Annotated in this window: 16 protein-coding genes; 3 read left to right on the forward strand and 13 right to left on the reverse strand. The window is 59.1% G+C overall.

The genetic code is table 11. The features are described from left to right. Positions 1-22 precede the first annotated feature (22 nt). The 5 genes from serB to hutI form a co-directional block, all read right to left on the reverse strand. Complete coding sequence (gene serB / locus ACR0AU_RS06605) at positions 23-901, reverse strand: phosphoserine phosphatase SerB (RefSeq protein ID WP_170732584.1); 879 nt, start codon at positions 899-901, stop codon at positions 23-25. A 68-nt stretch (positions 902-969) separates the two neighbouring features. After that, positions 970-2,652: a urocanate hydratase gene (gene hutU / locus ACR0AU_RS06610; RefSeq protein WP_010440659.1), complete on the reverse strand. Its 1,683-nt coding sequence runs from the start codon at positions 2,650-2,652 to the stop codon at positions 970-972. A gap of 1 nt (position 2,653) precedes the next feature. Further along, positions 2,654-3,445, reverse strand: coding sequence for an N-formylglutamate deformylase (gene hutG / locus ACR0AU_RS06615; protein WP_480795441.1), 792 nt, complete (start codon positions 3,443-3,445; stop codon positions 2,654-2,656). Further along, positions 3,445-4,980 (reverse strand): histidine ammonia-lyase, encoded by a 1,536-nt coding sequence (hutH, locus tag ACR0AU_RS06620; protein WP_170425955.1) that lies wholly within the window; start codon positions 4,978-4,980, stop codon positions 3,445-3,447. Before hutH ends, hutG begins: the two co-directional genes overlap by 1 nt. After that, positions 4,977-6,182, reverse strand: a complete 1,206-nt coding sequence (gene hutI / locus ACR0AU_RS06625) for an imidazolonepropionase (protein ID WP_480795442.1) — start codon at positions 6,180-6,182, stop codon at positions 4,977-4,979. Before hutI ends, hutH begins: the two co-directional genes overlap by 4 nt. 81 nt (positions 6,183-6,263) lie before the next feature. On the opposite strand from hutI, the gene ACR0AU_RS06630 reads away from it, so the two are divergent. The 3 genes from ACR0AU_RS06630 (at position 6,264) to ACR0AU_RS06640 (ending at position 9,926) form a co-directional block, all read left to right on the forward strand. Beyond that, positions 6,264-7,619, forward strand: coding sequence for a formimidoylglutamate deiminase (locus ACR0AU_RS06630; RefSeq protein WP_480795443.1), 1,356 nt, complete (start codon positions 6,264-6,266; stop codon positions 7,617-7,619). Positions 7,620-7,625: 6 nt separating this feature from the next. Then, the gene (locus ACR0AU_RS06635; RefSeq protein WP_480795444.1) at positions 7,626-8,330 is read left to right on the forward strand and encodes a GntR family transcriptional regulator; all 705 of its coding nucleotides are present in this window, start codon (positions 7,626-7,628) and stop codon (positions 8,328-8,330) included. Positions 8,331-8,408: 78 nt separating this feature from the next. Beyond that, complete coding sequence (locus ACR0AU_RS06640) at positions 8,409-9,926, forward strand: malonate--CoA ligase (protein ID WP_170732590.1); 1,518 nt, start codon at positions 8,409-8,411, stop codon at positions 9,924-9,926. 3 nt (positions 9,927-9,929) lie between these two features. Here ACR0AU_RS06640 and ACR0AU_RS06645 read toward each other — a convergent pair whose 3' ends face one another. The 8 genes from ACR0AU_RS06645 to ACR0AU_RS06680 form a co-directional block, all read right to left on the reverse strand. Continuing rightward, a complete protein-coding gene (locus tag ACR0AU_RS06645) occupies positions 9,930-10,658 on the reverse strand; it encodes a metallophosphoesterase family protein (RefSeq protein ID WP_170399105.1) in 729 nt (242 codons plus the stop codon). Between the two features lie 124 nt (positions 10,659-10,782). Then, the gene (gene serA / locus ACR0AU_RS06650; RefSeq protein ID WP_170399107.1) at positions 10,783-12,378 is read right to left on the reverse strand and encodes a phosphoglycerate dehydrogenase; all 1,596 of its coding nucleotides are present in this window, start codon (positions 12,376-12,378) and stop codon (positions 10,783-10,785) included. A gap of 58 nt (positions 12,379-12,436) precedes the next feature. Next, positions 12,437-13,591, reverse strand: a complete 1,155-nt coding sequence (locus ACR0AU_RS06655) for a phosphoserine transaminase (RefSeq protein ID WP_170732592.1) — start codon at positions 13,589-13,591, stop codon at positions 12,437-12,439. A gap of 198 nt (positions 13,592-13,789) precedes the next feature. Then, positions 13,790-16,645, reverse strand: coding sequence for an aminomethyl-transferring glycine dehydrogenase (gene gcvP, locus ACR0AU_RS06660; protein ID WP_480795445.1), 2,856 nt, complete (start codon positions 16,643-16,645; stop codon positions 13,790-13,792). Positions 16,646-16,756: 111 nt separating this feature from the next. After that, positions 16,757-17,122, reverse strand: a complete 366-nt coding sequence (gene gcvH, locus ACR0AU_RS06665) for a glycine cleavage system protein GcvH (protein WP_170393732.1) — start codon at positions 17,120-17,122, stop codon at positions 16,757-16,759. Positions 17,123-17,139: 17 nt separating this feature from the next. Continuing rightward, complete coding sequence (gene gcvT, locus ACR0AU_RS06670; protein ID WP_170732594.1) at positions 17,140-18,234, reverse strand: glycine cleavage system aminomethyltransferase GcvT; 1,095 nt, start codon at positions 18,232-18,234, stop codon at positions 17,140-17,142. A 16-nt stretch (positions 18,235-18,250) separates the two neighbouring features. Continuing rightward, positions 18,251-18,673, reverse strand: a complete 423-nt coding sequence (locus ACR0AU_RS06675; RefSeq protein ID WP_170776276.1) for a universal stress protein — start codon at positions 18,671-18,673, stop codon at positions 18,251-18,253. 75 nt (positions 18,674-18,748) lie between these two features. After that, positions 18,749-20,122, reverse strand: a complete 1,374-nt coding sequence (locus ACR0AU_RS06680) for an alanine/glycine:cation symporter family protein (RefSeq protein ID WP_170393738.1) — start codon at positions 20,120-20,122, stop codon at positions 18,749-18,751. Between the last annotated feature and the right edge of the window lie 17 nt (positions 20,123-20,139).

Raw genomic sequence — 20,139 nt, forward strand, 5'->3', positions numbered from 1 at the left:
TAGTTAAATTAAAGGAAGCCCCTTAGAGGCCTTGAAATTCTGACCTGCCATAGCCCTGCAGATACAACAACGCTGTCAGATCGCCGTGATTTATGCGGACATCACATTCGGCAGCGACCGAAGGCTTAGCGTGCAACGCGACACCCGTCCCCGCCCGACCCAACATTCCCAGATCATTCGCTCCATCGCCGACGGCAATCACGTCAACCTCGGAGATACCTAGGCCTGTTGTGATCTGCTCCAATGCCTCTATTTTGGCCTGTCGCCCAAGAATGGGCCGCTTCACGTCGCCGGTAAGCTTGCCATCCTCAGCTAGCAATGTATTCGCCCGGTTCTCATCAAACCCAAGCGCTTCGGCGACCTTAGCCGTAAAAGCCGTGAACCCACCCGACACCAGCGCTGCATAGGCCCCATTCGCGCGCATCGTGGCAAGTAGCACCTTACCACCGGGCATCAATGTGATCCGTTCATCCAGAACCTTGCCGATCACGCTTTCATCCAGCCCTTTCAATAAGCCCACACGCTCAGCCAGCGCACCTTCGAAATCCAGCTCGCCGTTCATTGCGCGCGCGGTGATGTCCTTGACCCGATCACCGACACCAGCCTCATCCGCCAGTTCATCGATGCATTCCTGTTGGATCATGGTGCTGTCCATATCGGCCAGCAGCATCTTTTTCCGGCGACCGTCGGCTTTTTGCACGACCAGGTCCACGCCCATCTGTTGCAACTCGTCCCAGACGTCCCAGCGATTGTCGGGAGTTTCTGGCAGGGAAAACTCGGCCGCCTCATCGAGGCTCAGCCAGTTCGCATCACCCCCGCCCCATGCATTCCGCAACGACTCAACCAGCGTCGCCTCTAAAGAAGGGGCCGCAGGGTTGGTCAGCAGAGTAGCTACATACATGTCAGGCCTCCGATTAGCGCACCTGCGGGATATCGCAGGTGCAGCATTTTCACCAGAGGCAGATTGATCTAACCGAGAATACCAGGCAGGCGCAGCCCATGTTCGCGAGCGCAGTCTTTCGCGATCTCATACCCCGCATCTGCGTGACGCCAGACGCCTGAGGCAGGGTCGTTCCACAGAACACGCTCCAATCGCCGTGCGGCATCTTCGGTACCATCTGCACAGATCACCACACCCGCGTGCTGGCTGAAGCCCATACCAACGCCGCCGCCGTGATGCAGCGAGACCCAGGTCGCACCGCTGGCCGTATTGATCAGAGCGTTCAACAGCGGCCAATCCGACACTGCATCCGAGCCGTCCAGCATCGCCTCGGTCTCGCGGTTCGGGCTGGCGACCGAGCCCGAGTCCAAGTGATCACGCCCAATGACAACAGGCGCTTTCAACTCGCCATTGGCAACCATTTCGTTGAAGGCCAACCCCGCGCGGTGGCGATCTCCAAGGCCGATCCAGCATATACGTGCGGGCAGACCCTGAAACGCAATGCGTTCCTGTGCCATATCCAGCCAACGATGCAGATGCTCGTTCTCGGGGAACAGCTCCTTCATCTTGGCGTCGGTCTTGTAGATATCCTCGGGGTCACCCGACAATGCACACCAGCGGAACGGGCCGATGCCCTTGCAGAACAGCGGCCGGATATAGGCGGGCACAAAGCCGGGGAAGGCAAAGGCATTCTCCAAGCCTTCATCCTGCGCCACCTGACGGATGTTGTTGCCGTAATCCAGCGTCGGAACGCCCGCGTTCCAGAAATCGACCATTGCAGCGACATGCTGTTTCATCGAGGCACGGGCGGCCTTTTCAACCGCTTTAGGATCAGTTTCGCGCTTGTCCTTCCACTGCGCCATGCTCCAGCCAATCGGCAGATACCCATTGATCGGGTCATGGGCGCTGGTTTGGTCAGTGACGATATCGGGGCGCATGCCACCGGCCTGCATCCGCGCATAAATTTCGGGGAACACCTCAGCCGCATTGCCTAGCAGACCCACAGATTTCGCCTCGCCCGCCTTGGTCCAGCGGTCGATCATCTCAAGCGCTTCGTCGAGAGTCTCGGCTTTTTCGTCCAGATACTTGGTGCGCAGGCGGAAATCGATAGAATCCGGATTGCACTCGACCGCCAAACAACTGGCCCCGGCGAACACTGCCGCCAGAGGCTGTGCGCCACCCATGCCGCCCAGACCGCCGGTCAGAATCCACTTGCCAGTCAAGTCGCCGCCATAGTGCTGACGGCCAGCCTCGGCAAAGGTTTCGTAGGTGCCCTGTACGATGCCCTGCGTACCGATATAGATCCACGAACCGGCCGTCATCTGGCCGTACATCATCAGCCCCTTCTTATCGAGCTCGTTGAAGTGATCCCAATTGGCCCAATGAGGCACGATGTTTGAGTTGGCGATCAGAACCCGAGGCGCATCCTTATGGGTGCGGATGATCGCCACCGGTTTGCCCGACTGGACGATCAGGGTTTCATCCTCTTCCAGATCTTTCAGCCCTGCGACGATCCGGTCGAAATCGTTCCATGTCCGCGCCGCGCGACCGATGCCGCCATAAACCACCAGCTCGTGCGGGTTTTCGGCCACATCCGGATGCAGGTTATTCATCATCATCCGCAACGGCGCTTCGGTCACCCAGCTTTTTGCGTTCAGTTCGGGGCCGGTGGGCGGATAGATATCGCGGGTATTCTTGCGAGGATCGGTCATGTCAAAGCTCCAATGCAGTGTCTTGGATGGCGTCGAGAATATCCACCAACCAGCGACGCAGGCGCTTGGCTTTTGCCTGGTCAAACGCCCACGGAGGGGTTTCGGTGGACAGATAGGTAGATTGCGCCAGTTCCATCTGGATCGCGTGTTGGCCTTCATCAGGACGGCCATAGTATCGGGTCGTCCAACCCCCTCGGAATCGCCCGTTCAGGACGGTGCTGTAAGGGGAGGAATGCGAAAATTCATAGGCCGCGGCCTCAATGCCGTGGGCACAGGTCGCGCCACCATCGGTGCCGATGTTCATATCCGGCAGGGTGCCTTCAAAGAGGAACGGAATCTTGCTGCGGATCGAGTGGCAGTCAAACAAGATCGCAACGCCGTGTATTGCCCGCACCCTTTCAAGCTCTTGCTCAAGCGCGTTGTGGTAGGGCGCGTGGTAGGCGATGCGTCGCGCTTCAATCTCATCGGTTGAGGGCTCCTGCCCCTCGGCCCAGATCGGCTGACCGTCAAAATCGGTCAACGGCACCAGAGTTGTAGTGTTCTGCCCCGGATACAATGATGCGCCCGCAGGGTCTCGGTTGGCGTCAATGACATAGCGGTGGATTTGGGATTGCACGACCGTCGCATTGGCCAAGAGCCCATCGTAGAGCTGATTGATATGCCAATCCGTATCCGCCAGCGCCTGCCCATTCGCATTCAGTCGCGCAGCAATGTCGTCGGGCACATACGTGCCGCCATGCGGCTGTCCCAGCACGATGGGCCCATCGCCACGCTGAACACTGAAAACCTGCATCACGACAGCTCCGGCATGGGCATTGCAGCTGCCTGCAAAATAGTTCCGCTTTCGACTAGGGACTTCGCGGTTTCCAATTCAGGCGCCAGATAGCGATCATCGCCAAGCGACGGGATATCGTCGCGCAAACGCCCAACCACGCTGGTCAGCGCTTTGCTGGTCGCAAGAGGTGCGCGGAACTCGATGCCTTGCGCGGCGCAGAGCAGTTCGATCCCCAGAATATAGTTCAAATTATCAACCATCCGGCCTAAACGCCGCGCCCCGTGCGCCGCCATCGAGACGTGGTCTTCCTGATTGGCCGATGTAGGTGTGCTGTCGGTCACACATGGGTTGGCCAGATGTTTGTTCTCGCTCATCAACGCAGCCGTTGTGACCTCGGCGATCATCAGACCCGAGTTCAGCCCCGGCTCGGGCGTCAGGAAGGGCGGCAGATCAAAGCTAAGCGCCGGGTCGACCATTAATGCGATCCGACGCTGTGCGATCGCCCCGATCTCTGACAGGGCCAAAGCAATCATATCGGCGGCAAAGCCTACCGGTTCGGCGTGGAAGTTCCCGCCCGAGACAATGGCATCCGGATCGGTCAGAACCAGCGGATTGTCGGTGGCGGCGTTGGCCTCAACCACAAGCGTTGCGGCGGCCTGCCGGATCACATCCATCGCAGCACCCGTGACCTGCGGCTGGCATCGGATGCAGTATGGGTCCTGCACCCGCGTATCCTCATCGCGATGGCTTTCGCGGATTTCCGAGCCATCCAGCGTGGCCCGCATTGCCGCCGCTGCCTCGATCTGGCCGCGATGGCCACGCAGCGCGTGAATTTCGGGCTGCAAGGGGGCGGTAGAACCCATGATCGCATCCGTCGATGCCGCCGAAATTACCAACGCGTTTTGCGCCGAACGCCATCCTTCGAACAGACCGGCCAGCGCATACGCGGTTGAAAACTGTGTGCCGTTGATGAACGCCAGACCTTCCTTGGGTCCGAGCTGTATCGGCTCTAACCCGGCTGTCCTCAAAGCATCAGCACCCGGCATGACGGTGCCGTTTACTTCGGCCTCGCCTTCACCGATCACAACCGCGGTCATATGGGCCAAGGGCGCCAGATCACCAGATGCACCAACCGAACCCTGCGCCGGGATCACCGGTGTCACACCGCGCGCCAGCATCTGCTGCAGCAATTCGACAAGCTCCCAACGGACACCTGACGCGCCGCGCCCGAAGGACAGCAGCTTGAGCGACATCATCAGCCGCGCCAGACGACGCGGCACAGCCGGCCCCACCCCGCAACAATGGCTGAGGATCAGGTTGCGCTGCAGGGTTGAGGTATCTTTGGCCGCGATCTTGTGACTCGCCAGTTTGCCAAAGCCGGTGTTGACGCCATAGACGGGCTCGCTTCCTTCGGCAGCCTGCGCAATGCGTGCAGCAGCGACCTCAACCTTGGATCGGCAGGCGGCGTCCAGCGAAATGGCGGCTTCGGTCCAGTAGATCTGACCAAGCTGATCCAGCGAAACCTGACCGGGGACAAGCAACAGAGGTGTCATTCCTGACCTCCAAAAATACGTTTATGCAGAGGGTTGAAACCGATGCGATAGGACAGTTCTGCAGGATGAGTAGCATCCCAGACGGCCAGATCAGCGCGCAATCCGGGCGCGATCACGCCGGTATCATCCAGACCCAAAGCGCGGGCCGCGACGTGGGTAACACCTGCCAATGCTTCTTCAGGCGTCATGCGAAACAAAGTGCACCCCATGTTCATCGTTAGCAGCAGAGAAGTCAGGGGTGAGGACCCCGGATTGCAATCGGTCGCCAGTGCCATGGGAACATTCTTCTGGCGCAACAATTCAATCGGCGGAGCTTGCGTTTCATGCAGCGTATAAAACGCGCCGGGCAGCAGGACCGCGACCGTTCCGGCCCCAGCCATGGCGGTAACGCCGTCGGCGTCCAAATATTCGATATGATCAGCGGATAGCGCTCCGTAAGCTGCCGCCAGCTTAGCCCCACCTAGATTCGAAAGTTGCTCAGCATGCAGCTTCACCGGTAGGCCAAGCTCTTGCGCGACAACAAAAACCCGTTCGATCTGTGTGGGATCAAATGCAATGCCTTCGCAGAACCCATCCACCGCGTCCACCAGCCCTTCGGCATGGGCCGCGCGCAGTGTCGGAATGCAGACCTCGTCAATATAGGCGTCATCCCGACCCGCATATTCTGGCGGAACGGCATGTGCGCCAAGAAAACTGGTATTGACCCGAATAGGGCGCTCCCGCGCAATACGGCGCGCCGCGCGCAACATACGCAGTTCGGTTTCGGCATCGAGCCCATAACCCGACTTCACCTCGATGCAGGACACACCTTCGGCCAGCAATGCGTCCACGCGCGAAAGCGCGCCTGCAAGCAGCTCTTCTTCTGTTGCTGCCCGCGTGCCGTTTACGGTCGACAGGATGCCTCCACCCGCGCGAGCAATTTCTTCGTAGGTCGCGCCCTTCAGGCGCATTTCGAACTCAACCGCACGGTTGCCGCCAAACACAACATGAGTATGAGCATCAATCAGAGCGGGCGTGATCAAGCGGTCACCATAGTCGTTCTGCGGCCACTCGGCATATGACGGCGGCATTGCCGACCGAGCGCCAACCCAAACTATTTCCGACCCATCGATGGCAATCGCACCATCCTCGATCATCCCATAAGGTTGGTCGCCCCCCATGGTGGCTACATGTTTGCTACGAAGAACAGTTTTTTTCGTCATGGCGATTCTTTTGGGCTCCCCCTGCGCTTGATTTTTTCGTATACGGCTAAAAATATAAAGTCTACACAAAATGGAATTACGATGACGGTTCATGCCAAAACGGCCCTGTTAGGCTCTGAGTGGGTGCACAACCTACGAGTCGAAATCGAGGACGGTCGGATCGCTGCGCTGAAATCAGGGACCGAGCCAAAACCCGAAGACACTCGGGTCGACGTGTTGCTGCCCGCTTTGGCGAACCTGCACAGCCATGCCTTTCAACGCGCCATGGCGGGCATGACCGAAACGCGCGTAGCAGGGCGCGAAAGCTTCTGGACCTGGCGTACCTTGATGTACCGATTTCTGGACCGCCTCACTCCTGCACAGATCGAGTCCATTGCTGCATTGGTCTATATGGAGATGCAGGAAGCCGGGTATGCTGCGGTCGGGGAATTCCACTACGTCCACCACCAACCCGGCGGCACGCCTTATGCGCAGTTGTCTGAGCTGAGTCAGCGCATCTTCTTGGCAGTCAGCCAAACCGGGATTGGATTGACACATCTACCGGTGCTCTACACCTATGGCGGCGTCGCGCAAGAGCCTCTGACCGGTGGTCAATTGCGGTTCGGCAATGATGTGGAAAGGTTCCTGCAGCTTGTCGAGGACTGTAAGCCGCTGATGCCTTATGCAGACAGCCAGATTGGCATCGCGCCGCACTCTCTGCGTGCGACCTCGCCTGATGATCTACGGCAAGTGCTGAACGCTACCCCACGAGGCCCGGTGCACATCCACATCTCTGAACAAGAGAAGGAGGTCACGGATGTAGAAGCCGCTCTGGGTCAGCGACCGGTAGATTGGCTGCTGAGCAACGTGGATGTGAACGAACGATGGTGCCTGATCCATGCCACTCATATGACAGACGATGAAACCCGCGCTCTTGCCCGATCCGGGGCTGTGGCCGGTCTGTGCCCGATCACAGAGGCCAATCTGGGGGATGGTATTTTCAATGGTGCCGTCTACATCGAGCAGGGCGGTGCCTTTGGTGTCGGTTCAGACTCGAATGTGCGCATTTCACTGCCCGAGGAATTGCGTACGCTGGAGTATTCTCAACGTCTGCGCGACAAGGCCCGCACTGTGCTGGTACGTGGCGAAGGCTCGGTCGGTCAAACGCTGTATACCGGAGCCGCCCGCGGTGGCGCACAGGCGCTGGGGCGCGACGCCGGAGAGATCGCAATAGGTCATCTGGCCGATCTGGTTGCGATCGATCGAAGTCACGCCACCTTGTGTACTTTGCGCGACGATCAATTGATTGACGGCCTGAGCTTTGCCGCGCCTGACGGAACAGTGACCGACCTTTGGTCTGCCGGGCGACATCAGGTGCGCGGCGGGCGGCATATCGCCCGCGATGCGATCCTGAACAATTATCGTGCCGCGATGAATGACCTTTTGGAAGACATCTGAACTGATATGACCCAAACCAGCGACACAACCAGCTACAAAGACATTAAGCAAACCGTCCTGCGCCGAATCCGCTCGGGCGAATTGCAGCCCGACGCTCTGCTTCCCAATGAGCAAGAATTAGCGGTCGAGTTTTCGTGCACCCGCACCACAGTCAACAGAGCACTGCGGGAACTGGCGGATGAAGGGTTTCTTGAACGGCGCCGAAAGGCAGGCACCCGGGTCCTTAGCGCACCGCAGCGACAGGCGCGCTTCACAATTCCTCTGGTCCGAGATGAAATCGAAGCGGCGGGCGGAACCTATCGCTACGCTCTTGTGTCATGTGAAACGCAGATCGCCCCAGACTGGCTGGCGGCCCGGTTGGCCCTACGTGCTGATCAAAGTGTGATGCACGTGCGATGCATGCATTTCTCCGGCAATTCACCTTTTCAGTTCGAAGACCGCTGGATCGTGATAGACAGCGTACCTCAGGTCACGCAGGCAGATTTCTCTAGCGGCGGACCCAATGACTGGCTGGTGCAAACTGTCCCGTTCACCAATGTCGAGTTGACCTTTCTGGCCAGCCGCGCCGATACCACTTTGGCCGGTTTTCTGGACGTTCCCGAGGGTGAACCCGTTTTTACTGCCGAGCGTATCACATGGCTGCAGGGTCAGCCGGTAACGTTTGCCAAGATGTATTTTGCGGCCGGATATCGGATGACGACCGAGTTCTGATTGTCCGGGCTTTACGCTTCCCCAATTCCACGACAGATTTGCCGCAGAATGTGCGCGTCTGCTGGAAAGGATATCGGGATGGGCAACCCGCTTTATGATCGTTTGCTGGGCATCCATGCAGGCAAGGATACGCCATTTTTGCGCCTTCCGGATGGTCAGACTCTGACCCATGCCGCGTTTCTGGACACGGCGGCCCGTCTGGCGAACGCCCTGACTGGTCTTGAGCTGGAACCGGGTGATCGCGTGGCTGTGCAGGTAGAGAAGTCCGCCGAAGCACTGGCGCTTTATGCTGCCTGCGCGCAAGCCGGGCTGATCTTTCTTCCGCTGAACACTGGCTATACGACGCTAGAGCTGAGCTATTTCATAGAAAACAGCGGCGCTTCACTAGTGGTGTGCGATGAGGCAAACGAGGCAGGGCTTGCCGAGATCGTGCAAAAGAACAATGCCCGGCTTGAAACGCTGAACGCCGACGGTTCAGGCAGCCTGATGCGACGCGCCCTAGGCATGCTTCCGGCCTTTCAGCCGGCCCACCGATCCGAAGATGATCTGGCTGCGTTTCTATATACTTCAGGCACGACGGGGCGTTCGAAAGGGGCAATGCTGACGCAGGCGAATCTGCTGTCGAACGCAGAGACCCTTGTGCAGGAATGGCGATTCACAGATGATGACGTGCTGTTGCACGCGCTGCCGATCTTTCACACGCATGGACTGTTTGTTGCGACAAATGTCGTCCTCGCATCGGGCGGGTCGATGATATTTCTGCCGAAGTTCGACCTGGAAGATATGTTACGCCTGATGCCACAGGCAACGGCGATGATGGGGGTGCCGACGTTTTACACCCGCCTGCTAAGCGACGACCGCTTCGCCCAAGATCTGACTCAGGATATGCGGCTGTTCATCTCAGGTTCAGCGCCTTTGCTGGCAGATACCCACGTTCAATTTGAAGACCGCACAGGTCATCGCATTCTGGAACGCTATGGCATGACCGAGACGAACATGAACACTTCTAACCCCTATGACGGCGAACGCCGGGCGGGAACGGTCGGATTTCCCCTGCCGGATGTTGAACTGAAGGTCACAGACCCCAAAACAGGTCAAACCCTAGCAGATGGTGAGATCGGCATCATCGAGGTGCGCGGTCCCAATGTGTTTCAGGGCTACTGGCAAATGCCCGACAAAACCGCCGCAGAACTGCGCGAAGACGGGTTCTTCATCACCGGTGATCTGGGGCGGATCGATGAAGATGGCTATGTCCATATCGTCGGGCGTGGCAAAGACCTGATCATCTCGGGCGGGTATAATATCTACCCCAAAGAGATCGAGCTGCTGCTAGACGAACAACCCGGCGTGCTGGAAAGCGCGGTAATTGGCGTCCCGCATCCGGATTTCGGAGAAACCCCGGTTGGCATTCTGGTCCCTACCCCCGGTCATACGCCAGATATCGAGGCCATCATGGGTGCGGTTCGGGACGCGCTCGCCCGGTTCAAACATCCCCGCCAGTTGATCCTGCTGGACGAGCTCCCCCGCAACACAATGGGCAAGGTGCAAAAGAACATCCTACGTGACCGCTGCAAAGACCTTTTCACCAAGACCTGATCTTCAAGGCAAAAGCGCAACGCGACCCTTGTCCGTCAACAACCAGCAATCCTGTCCTTCGAGCACCGCAACGCCAACCGGACGGCCATACCCTGCGCCGCTATCCAGGTTGATGCGATTGCCGTAATGCGTTGATTGATCCACCGGCGTATGCCCATGGACGATCAGTTTCGGATGCGGACCTCGGTGGTTGTGAAAGGTTTGCCTGATCCAGACCAGATCATTTTCCCGTTGTTCGCTCAGCGGAATACCGGGCCGAATGCCCGCATGGACAAAAGCAATCTCGCGCGTTTGATGCATGGCGATGAGCCCTTGCAGAAATATCCGATGCGCATCGGGAACCGCACCCCGCGCTGTTGCATGCAGATCCTCGAGCCGTGTCTGCTGATCGAAGAACACGCCATAGCTTTGTAGTGTTTCGACACCACCCAACCGCTCGTGCAGCCAATGATACCCGACCAACATATGCGGGTCGTGACGTGGGACATCTTCGAGGAACCATGAAAACATCCGGTCATGGTTGCCCAGCAGAGTGATCCACCGCTTGCCCGCATCGCGACCAGCGATCAGCCTATCCAGAACGCCCCGGCTGTCGGGGCCCCGATCAACGTAATCGCCCAGATACACGATCTCGGCATCGGCGCCGCCATCGCGTTCGATCAGCGCCAAGGAGCGCTCGAACTCATCCACGCGGCCGTGCAAATCTCCAATTGCGTAGATCGGATTGGTCATCAGCTTCCCCTCGGGCAATGGTGATTGCCGCACTTCTGGCGCAAAATCAGCACTTTGAAAAGGCGATGCCCACGCTTTGGACAAGCGCGGGCATCAATCTGTCACAGAAGTTCAACAGCGACCGTTAGGCCACGTCGAACTCCAACGGTTTGATCTGAGTAAACAGACCTGTCTCGGCGAGTTTGGCGCGCGCCTCAGCTGGTACCGGTTCATCAACATAAAGCAACGCAATCGCCTCACCGCCGGCTTCGGATCGTCCAAGAGTAAAGTTCGCGATGTTCACATCGTTCTCGCCCATGGTCTGTCCCAAAGCACCAATGATGCCCGGCACGTCTTCGTTAGTCGTATAGAGCATATGCGCCCCGATCTCGGCATCGATATTGATGCCCTTGATCTGAATAAACCGCGGCTTGCCGTCGCTGAACACCGTGCCACCGATTGAGCGTTCACGCTTTTCAGTCACCACAGTGACCTTGATATAGCCTTCGAATGCACCCGATTTGTCCTGATTGGTGGTCGAGATCTGTATACCACGCTCTCGCGCGACAACCGGGGCCGAGACCATGTTCACCTCGGGATTGAATTTCTTCATGATTCCGGCAACGACCGAACAATTCAACGCAGCCAGGTTCATGTTCGCAGCGACACCGTCATAGAGGATGTTAATTGCCTTGATCGGCTCATCCGTCATCTGACCAATGAAGCTGCCCAGATGCCCGGCCAGCTTGATCCACGGCCCCATGACCTTGGCCTCCTCTGCCGTCACACTGGGCATGTTCAGTGCGTTCTCGACCGCTCCGGTCAGCAGGTAATTCGAGATCTGCTCGGCCACTTGCAGCGCCACGTTCTCCTGCGCCTCAGTCGTGGCCGCACCCAAGTGCGGTGTGCAAACCACATTGGGTAGGTTGAACAGGGCGTTCTCCTTGGCCGGTTCCTCACTGAACACGTCAAAGGCCGCACCGGCGACATGACCCGATTGCAACGCCTCGGCCAGCGCGTCCTCGTCGACCAGACCGCCACGGGCGCAGTTGACAATGCGCACGCCTTTCTTGGTCTTGGCCAGATTCTCACGGCTGAGGATATTGCGCGTCTGATCGGTCAGCGGCACGTGCAGAGTGATAAAGTCAGCGCGGGCCAGAAGCTCGTCCAGTTCGACCTTTTCCACACCCATCTGCGCGGCTTTCTCTTCGCCAAGGTAGGGATCATAGGCGACGACCTTCATCTTCAGACCCAAAGCACGCTCGCATACGATGCCACCAATGTTGCCCGCGCCGATCACGCCCAGGGTCTTGTTGGTCAGCTCAATCCCCATGAACTTGGACTTTTCCCACTTACCCGCATGGGTCGAGGTGCTGGCTTCGGGGATCTGCCGCGCCACGGCAAACATCATCGCGATGGCATGCTCGGCGGTGGTGATCATATTGCCGAACGGTGTGTTCATCACGATCACGCCTTTTTTCGAGGCCGCATCCTTGTCGATATTGTCGGTGCCGATCCCGGCACGACCAATGACTTTTAACTTGTCTGCCTTCTCCAGAATGGTTGGCGTGACTTTGGTGGCAGAACGGATGGCGAGGCCGTCATACTGACCGATCACCTCGGCCAGCTTGTCTTTGTCCTTTCCCAGATCGGGCATGAAATCCACGTCGATGCCACGGTCGCGGAAGATTTGTACGGCGGTTTCGCTCAGCTTGTCAGAGACGAGTACTTTGGGAGCCATATTTTTGGTCCTTGAACATTGTGGAAGGTCCGGGCCGGATGCGGCCCGGTAGAAAAGGTCAGGCAGCTTCGGTTTGCGCTGCAATCTCGGCTTCAAAAGCCCATGCAAGCCAGGGCAGCATCGCCTCGATATCTGATGTCTCAACCGTGCCGCCGCACCAGATGCGCAGACCCGCAGGGGCGTCGCGATAGGCACCGATATCAAGCGCAATGTTTTCGGCCTCAAGCCGTTTGGCGACGGCTTTGGCAAAAACGGCACCATCTTGAATGCGCGTATCGGTGAACTTCAGACAGACCGACGTATTTGATTGAGTCGTCGAGTCTTCGGCCAGATTGGCGATCCAGTCATTTTGGTGGCAGAACGCATGAACCGCGCCAGCATTGGCATTCGCACGAGCAATCAGCCCCTGCAAGCCTCCGACTGAACGCGCCCAATCCAACGCGAAAAGGTAATCCTCAACCGCAAGCATTGAGGGTGTATTGATCGTCGCGCCGGTGAATACCCCATCAATCAGCTTGCCACCTTTGGTCAGGCGGAAGATCTTCGGCAAAGGCCATGACGGGGTGTAACTCTCCAAGCGCTCGACCGCGCGCGGAGACAGGATCAGCATCCCATGAGCCGCCTCTCCGCCTAGAACCTTCTGCCAGCTGAACGTTGTCACATCCAACTTGTCCCATGGCAAGTCCATCGCGAACGCAGCGGATGTCGCGTCACAGATCGTCAGACCCTGACGATCATCAGCAATCCAGTCGCCATCTGGGACCCGCACACCCGAAGTCGTTCCGTTCCATGTGAACACCACATCGTTGGCGAAATCGACGGACGCGAGATCAACGATCTGCCCGTACTCGGCGGTTTTCACTTCAGCGTCGATTTTCAGTTGCTTGACCACATCAGTCACCCAACCCGCGCCAAAGCTTTCCCAGGCCAGCATTTCAACTTTGCGCTCACCTAGCAAAGACCAAAGCGCCATCTCAACCGCACCGGTGTCCGAGGCTGGTACAATGCCGATGCGATAATCCGCCGGTATGCTTAGAATCTCTCGCGTGCCTTCAATGGCCGCCTTCAGCTTGTCCTTGCCGACAGCAGCCCGATGCGAGCGGCCCAAGGCGGCATCCGCCAGTTTGGTCAGATCAAATGTGGGGGGTTTGGCACAGGGCCCCGAGGAAAAACGCGGGTTGGCCGGCCGCGTCGCCGGTTGTTCGATAGTCATGTGTATTACCCTTCCAGATACACGCCCCTCGTTGGGGAGGGGTGTCCCACGCACAGAGGTATGGGTCGTTTGCACCTGCAGCAAGCGTAAAAGACGCTTCATCAGCGGAAAACGACACTGGAAATGGGCTCAGATCGGAACACAGGTTTCCGATGGGCGAAAACCCCCGCCAGTTGGCGGGGGTTTATTGATTGAGGTTTATTCAGCTGCGTCCATGTATTCGGTCATTGGAGGGCATGTGCAGATGAGGTTTCTGTCGCCGTATGCGTTGTCGACGCGGTTGACGGGGGACCAGTATTTGTCGACGCCCATGGAGCCTGGGGGGAAGCAGGCCTGTTCACGAGTGTAGGGGCGGTCCCAGTCGCCGACCAGATCGCGCACCGTGTGGGGGGCGTTTTTCAGCGGGTTGTTTTCCGCGTCGATCTTGCCGTCGATGATGTCCTGTGCCTCGGAGCGGATGGACAGCATGGCGTCGCAGAAGCGGTCCAGCTCGTCCATGGGTTCCGATTCCGTGGGCTCGACCATCAGGGTGCCGGCCACCGGCCAGGACATGGTGGGCGCGTGGAAGCCGCTGTCCACCAGACGTTTGGCAATGTCATCGACGCTGACATGGGCCGCCTCGTCCAGCGGGCGGGTGTCGAGGATGCATTCATGCGCTACGCGACCCGTTTCCGAGGTGTAGAGGATCGGGTAGGCATCCTTGAGCCGCGCCGCGATGTAGTTAGCGTTCAGGATCGCCACTTTCGTGGCCTGGGTCAGACCCGCGCCGCCCATCAGCAGCACATAGGCCCAGCTAACCGGCAGGATGGACGGAGACCCAAAGGGCGCCGCCGAGACCGGACCCACGGCAGTGCCGTATTCCGGGTGGCCGGGCAGATGTTCCTCCAGATGCGCCTTGACGCCGATCGGACCCATGCCGGGGCCGCCGCCGCCATGGGGGATGCAGAAGGTCTTGTGCAGGTTCAGGTGGCTGACGTCACCGCCGATGTCTCCGGGACGCGACAGGCCGACCATGGCGTTCATGTTGGCGCCGTCGATATAGACCTGACCGCCGTGATCATGAGTGATCTGGCAGACCTCCTGCACGGTGGTCTCAAACACGCCATGGGTCGAGGGGTAGGTGATCATGCAGGCGGCCAGATGATCGGAGTGCTTTTCAGCCTTGGCGCGGAAGTCATTCAGATCAATGTTGCCATTCTCATCCGCCTGCACAGGCACAACCTGCCAGCCCACCATCTGGGCCGAGGCCGGGTTGGTCCCATGCGCCGAGGTCGGGATCAGGCAGACATTGCGCTGCCCTTCGCCCCGGGCGAAGTGATAGTTGCGGATGGTCAAGAGGCCTGCGTATTCACCCTGCGCGCCCGAGTTGGGCTGCTGGCTGATCGCGTCATAGCCGGTGATCTGGCACAGCTTGTCGTTCAGATCATCGATCATCTCATGATAGCCCTGCGCCTGATCTTCGGGGCAGAACGGGTGCAGGTTGCCGAACTCGGGCCAGGTGACCGGGATCATCTCGATCGTGGCGTTCAGCTTCATGGTGCACGAGCCCAGCGGGATCATCGCCCGGTCCAGCGCCAGGTCGCGGTCGGCCAGACGGCGCATGTAGCGCGTGATCTCGGCCTCGGCCCGGTTCTTGTGGAAGATCGAGTGGGTCAGGTACTCGCTTTCGCGCAGCGCGTAATCCGGCAGGCGATAGGCCACGTTCGAGCTGTCATCCTTGCGGTCGATGCCGAAGGCCCCCCAGACCGCCTCGATGGTCTCGGGGCGGGTCTGTTCGTCCAAGCTGATGCCCACTTTCGTGTCGCCGACCTTACGCAGGTTGACGCCCCGGGCCACAGCGGCCTCCATGACCGTTTTCTGCAGATGGCCAACCTCAACCGTGATCGTGTCGAAGAACACTTCCGGCTCCACAGCAAAGCCTGCCTCTTCCAGACCGGCAGCCATACGCGAGGTCTTGCGGTGCACCGATTGCGCGATGGCCTTGATGCCGTCGGGGCCGTGATACACGGCATACATCGAGGCAATCACCGCCAGCAGCGCCTGCGCGGTGCAAACGTTCGAGTTGGCTTTCTCACGCCGGATGTGCTGTTCGCGGGTCTGCAGCGCCAGGCGGTAAGCCTTGTTGCCCCGGCTGTCGATGCTGACACCGATGATCCGGCCCGGCATCGAGCGCTTCAGCTTGTCGGTGGTCGCCATATACGCGGCGTGCGGGCCACCATAGCCCATCGGCACACCAAAGCGCTGGGTCGAGCCGATGGCGATATCCGCGCCCATCTCACCGGGCGACTTCAGCAGCGCCAGCGACAGGATATCGGCGGCGACGATGGCAATCGCCTTGTGTTCATGCAGCGCCGCAATCTCGGCGGTGAAGTCGCGCACATGGCCATGGGTGCCGGGGTACTGGAAGATGGCGCCAAAGACCGCGCCCGCATCCAGCGTGTCCGGATCAGCCACCTGCACCTCGATGCCCAGAGGCTCGGCGCGCGTTTTAATCACCGCGATGGTCTGCGGGTGGCAGTTCTTGTCGACAAAGAAGGCCGCGTTGTTGGCCTTGGACCGACCGCCGCGCTTGGCCATGGCCATCGCTTCGGCGGCAGCTGTGGCTTCGTCCAGCAAGGACGCGTTGGCCACGTCCAGCCCGGTCAGGTCGCTGACCATGGTCTGGAAGTTCAACAGTGCCTCAAGTCGGCCCTGGCTGATCTCGGGCTGATAAGGCGTGTAGGCCGTGTACCAGGCCGGGTTCTCCAGAATGTTGCGCAGGATCGGCGCCGGCGTGGTGGTGCCATAATAGCCCTGACCGATCAGCGAAGTCAGAACCTTGTTCTTGCTCGCCACTTCTTTCATGTGAAAGAGCGCATCGCGCTCGGTCATCGCCGGACCCCAGTCCAGCGGCTCTTTCTGCCGGATCGCGGGCGGGACGGTGGCGTCGATCAGCTCGTCTAGCGTCTTGAAGCCGATCACCTTGAGCATGTCGCGCATCTCGGTCGGGCTGGGCCCGATATGGCGGCGGTTGGCGAAGTCATAGGCTTCGTAATCGGTCAGTTTGAAGGCCATGTGTGCGCTCCTCAAGGATAGGTCAGGCCCGGCGGAGACGGCAGGAGCCTCCGGCGGAAGTATTTGGAAACAGATGAAGGGGCGGGGCCGCGCACGGACCCGCCGCCTGAGTTAACCGATGAAGGCCTTGTAGCCGGCCTCGTCCATCAGGTCTTCGAGCTGCGAGGCGTCCGCGATCTTGATCTTGTAGATCCAGGCCTCGCCTTCGGGGTCTTCGTTCAGCGCGCCGGGATTGTCGGCCAGCGCCTCGTTCACCTCGGTGATCTCGCCGTCGACCGGTGCGTAAAGCTCGGACGCCGCCTTGACGGATTCAATCACGCCGATCTCGCCGCCTTTTTCGAACTCGTCGCCTGCTTCCTGCTGTTCCACGAACACCACGTCACCCAACTGCTCGGCGGCGTGTTTGGTGATGCCCAGCGTGGCGGTGTCGCCGTCAACGCTCAGCCATTCATGCTCTTCGGAATAATAGGTTGCCATGTCTCTCTCTCCTGACTTCAACGCTTGTAATTCTGTTTGACGAAGGGCAGCGCCACGATCTCAGCCGGTTGCGGCTTGCCCCGGATGATCAGGTTCACCTTCTCGCCCGGCTCGCCATGGCCTTTGCTCACATAGCCCATCGCCACCGGTCCACCCACCGTGGGGCCAAACACGCCCGAGGTGATCTGACCGATGCTGTTGCCCTCAAGGCACCGCACTTCCACACCCTGACGCGCAGGCGCACGGCCTTCGGGCTTGATGCCCACCAGCTTGCGCGCGGGACCTTCGGCCAGTTCCTTTTGCACGCGGGCCGCGCCCGGGAAACCGCCCTCTTCCTTGCGGCGCTTTTGCATCGCCCAGCCCAGCGAGGCCTCGACCGGCGAGGTGCTCTGGTCGATGTCATTGCCATAAAGGCACAGACCTGCCTCAAGCCGCAGGCTGTCGCGCGCGCCCAGACCGGCCGGCTCGCAATCCTCATGCGCCAGAAAGGCTTTGGTGATCTCGATCGCCTTGTCCTCGGGGATCGAGATCTCGTAGCCATCCTCGCCGGTATAGCCCAGCCGCGAGATACGGCACTCAACACCGTTGATATCGGCAACCGTGGTTTCCATGAACTTTAGATCACGCGCGGCGGGGCACAGTTCGCCCACAACGTTTTCCGCCGCAGGGCCCTGAACCGCCACCAGCGCGCGGTCGAAAATCTCGATCACTTCAACGCCTTCAAGGTGCTCACGCATATGCGGAATGTCCTGATGCCGCAGCGCCGCGTTCACCACCACAAAGTAATGATCGCCCGCATTCGACACGATCAGGTCATCCATGATCCCGCCTTCTGCGTTCGTAAAGAACCCGTACCGCGCCTTGCCTTCCTTCAGCGTCGCATAGGCCTGCGGGCAAAGCGCTTCCAGCTTCTCACCCACATTCTCGCCCCGCAAAATCACCTGACCCATATGAGACACATCAAACACCGCCGCCTTCTCACGACACTGCTTATGCTCCCCCATAATCCCCAAAGGATATTGAACAGGCATCTCCCATCCCGCAAAATCAACCAACTTACCCCCCAACTCAACATGCAAAGCGTGAAGAGGCGTGCGTTTTAATTCGGTCATCAACTTAACCTTTCAATCAGCGGGACTGGTCGCGAACAACCGTGACGGTGCAATGCGCGTTGCGTACGACACGGGCCAGGTTCGGGCCAATCTCATAGTTCGGAAAATCGCCTTTGGTCGAAGCCATGACGATCAGATCAAAACCCTCTTTGTAGGCGAGCTTCAGTATCTCACGATAGACGCTGCCTTCTTCGATATGGATCGCCACATCAGATGCACCGTTGTGATCCAGTATGGCCTGCACCGCATTGCGCACGTGGTCTTTTGCGCCTGCGCCATAGTTGGCGGGCAGGTTCGGCAACTGGATGATCTCAGGAATGACGGCAATCGCGTGCAATTCGGCACTGTAGAACTTTGCTTGTTCTTGTGCGAGCGGCAGGGCGTTCTTCCACGAACGGTCGTCGGTGTGATCAATCGGCAGCAGGATTTTCGTGGCCATCACGTCTCTCCTCGAGAAATGGAATTCTGTTTGAAGCCGGGGGGCCGGGATGGCCCCCCGTATTTTCATCCGAGATTATTCGGCGGGTGTGCCGCCTGGCTCTTCGGACTTGCCACCTGAGGCAAAGAACTCTTTCGTCAGTTTGAAGACGATCGGGCTCAGCAGCGCCAGGGCGATCAGGTTCGGAATGGCCATCATCGCGTTCAGCGTATCGGCCAGCAGCCAGATGAAGCCCAGATCCGCTGTTGCGCCAAAATAGATCATGACGATCCACAGGACGCGGTAGGGCATCAGGGATTTCACGCCCAGCAGGAACTCAACACATTTCTCGCCATAGAAGGACCAGCCCAGAATGGTGGTAAAGGCAAAGATCGACAGAGCGATGGCGATCAGATACCCACCGATACCCGGCAGCGACAGTTCGAACGCGTGACTGGTTAATGCTGCACCGGATTCACCCGATGTCCAGGCACCCGACGAGATGATAGCAAGACCGGTGATGGTGCAGACGATGATCGTGTCGATGAACGTACCCAACATCGCGATCAGGCCCTGGTTGACCGGACCTTTGGTCTCGGCTGCGGCGTGTGCGATCGGAGCGGAACCCAGACCGGCTTCGTTCGAGAAGACACCACGTGCCACACCAAAGCGGATCGCGGCCCAAACGGCAGCACCCGCGAAACCACCTTCGGCGGCCGACGGGGTGAAGGCGTAGGTGAAAACAAGCGACAGAGCGGAGCCGATGTTACCGATGTTGATCAGTAGAACCAGCAGGCCTGCGACGATGTAGGCAATCGCCATGAACGGAACCAGTTTACCTGCAACCGCACCGATGCGGGTGATGCCGCCCAGGATCACGGCCGCGGTCAGAACCATCAGGACAACGCCGGTAACCGAAGTGTTCAGGCCGAAGTTCGACTCCAGAACCTGTGCAACACCATTGGCCTGTACACCGTTGCCGATGCCGAACGCCGCGATTGCGCCGAACAGGGCAAATGCAACACCCAGCCAGGCCCATTTCGCGCCGAGGCCGTTTTTGATGTAGTACATCGGGCCGCCGACATAGTTACCAAGCTCGTCTTTTTCGCGGTATTTCACCGCGCAGACAGCTTCGGCATATTTGGTGGCCATGCCCACCAGGGCGGTCATCCACATCCAGAACAAGGCGCCCGGACCGCCCAGGAAGACAGCAGTGGCCACACCAGCGATGTTGCCCGTACCGATAGTCGCAGATAGCGAGGTCATCAGCGCGTTGAACGGGCTGATCTGGCCCTCGCCCTGACCTTCGCGGCCTTTGAACAGCAGGCTGAAGCCTGTGCCAATGCGCAGGATCGGCATGAACTTCAGGCCGACCTGCAGGAAGAAGCCAACGCCGAGAATGAGAACCAGCATCAGCGGCCCCCACACGACGCCATTGATGGCCCCTACGATTGAATTTAACGCTTCCATGGTTTCCCTCCCATTTG

The sequence above is a fragment of the Ruegeria sp. CG1 genome, from assembly GCF_056537265.1.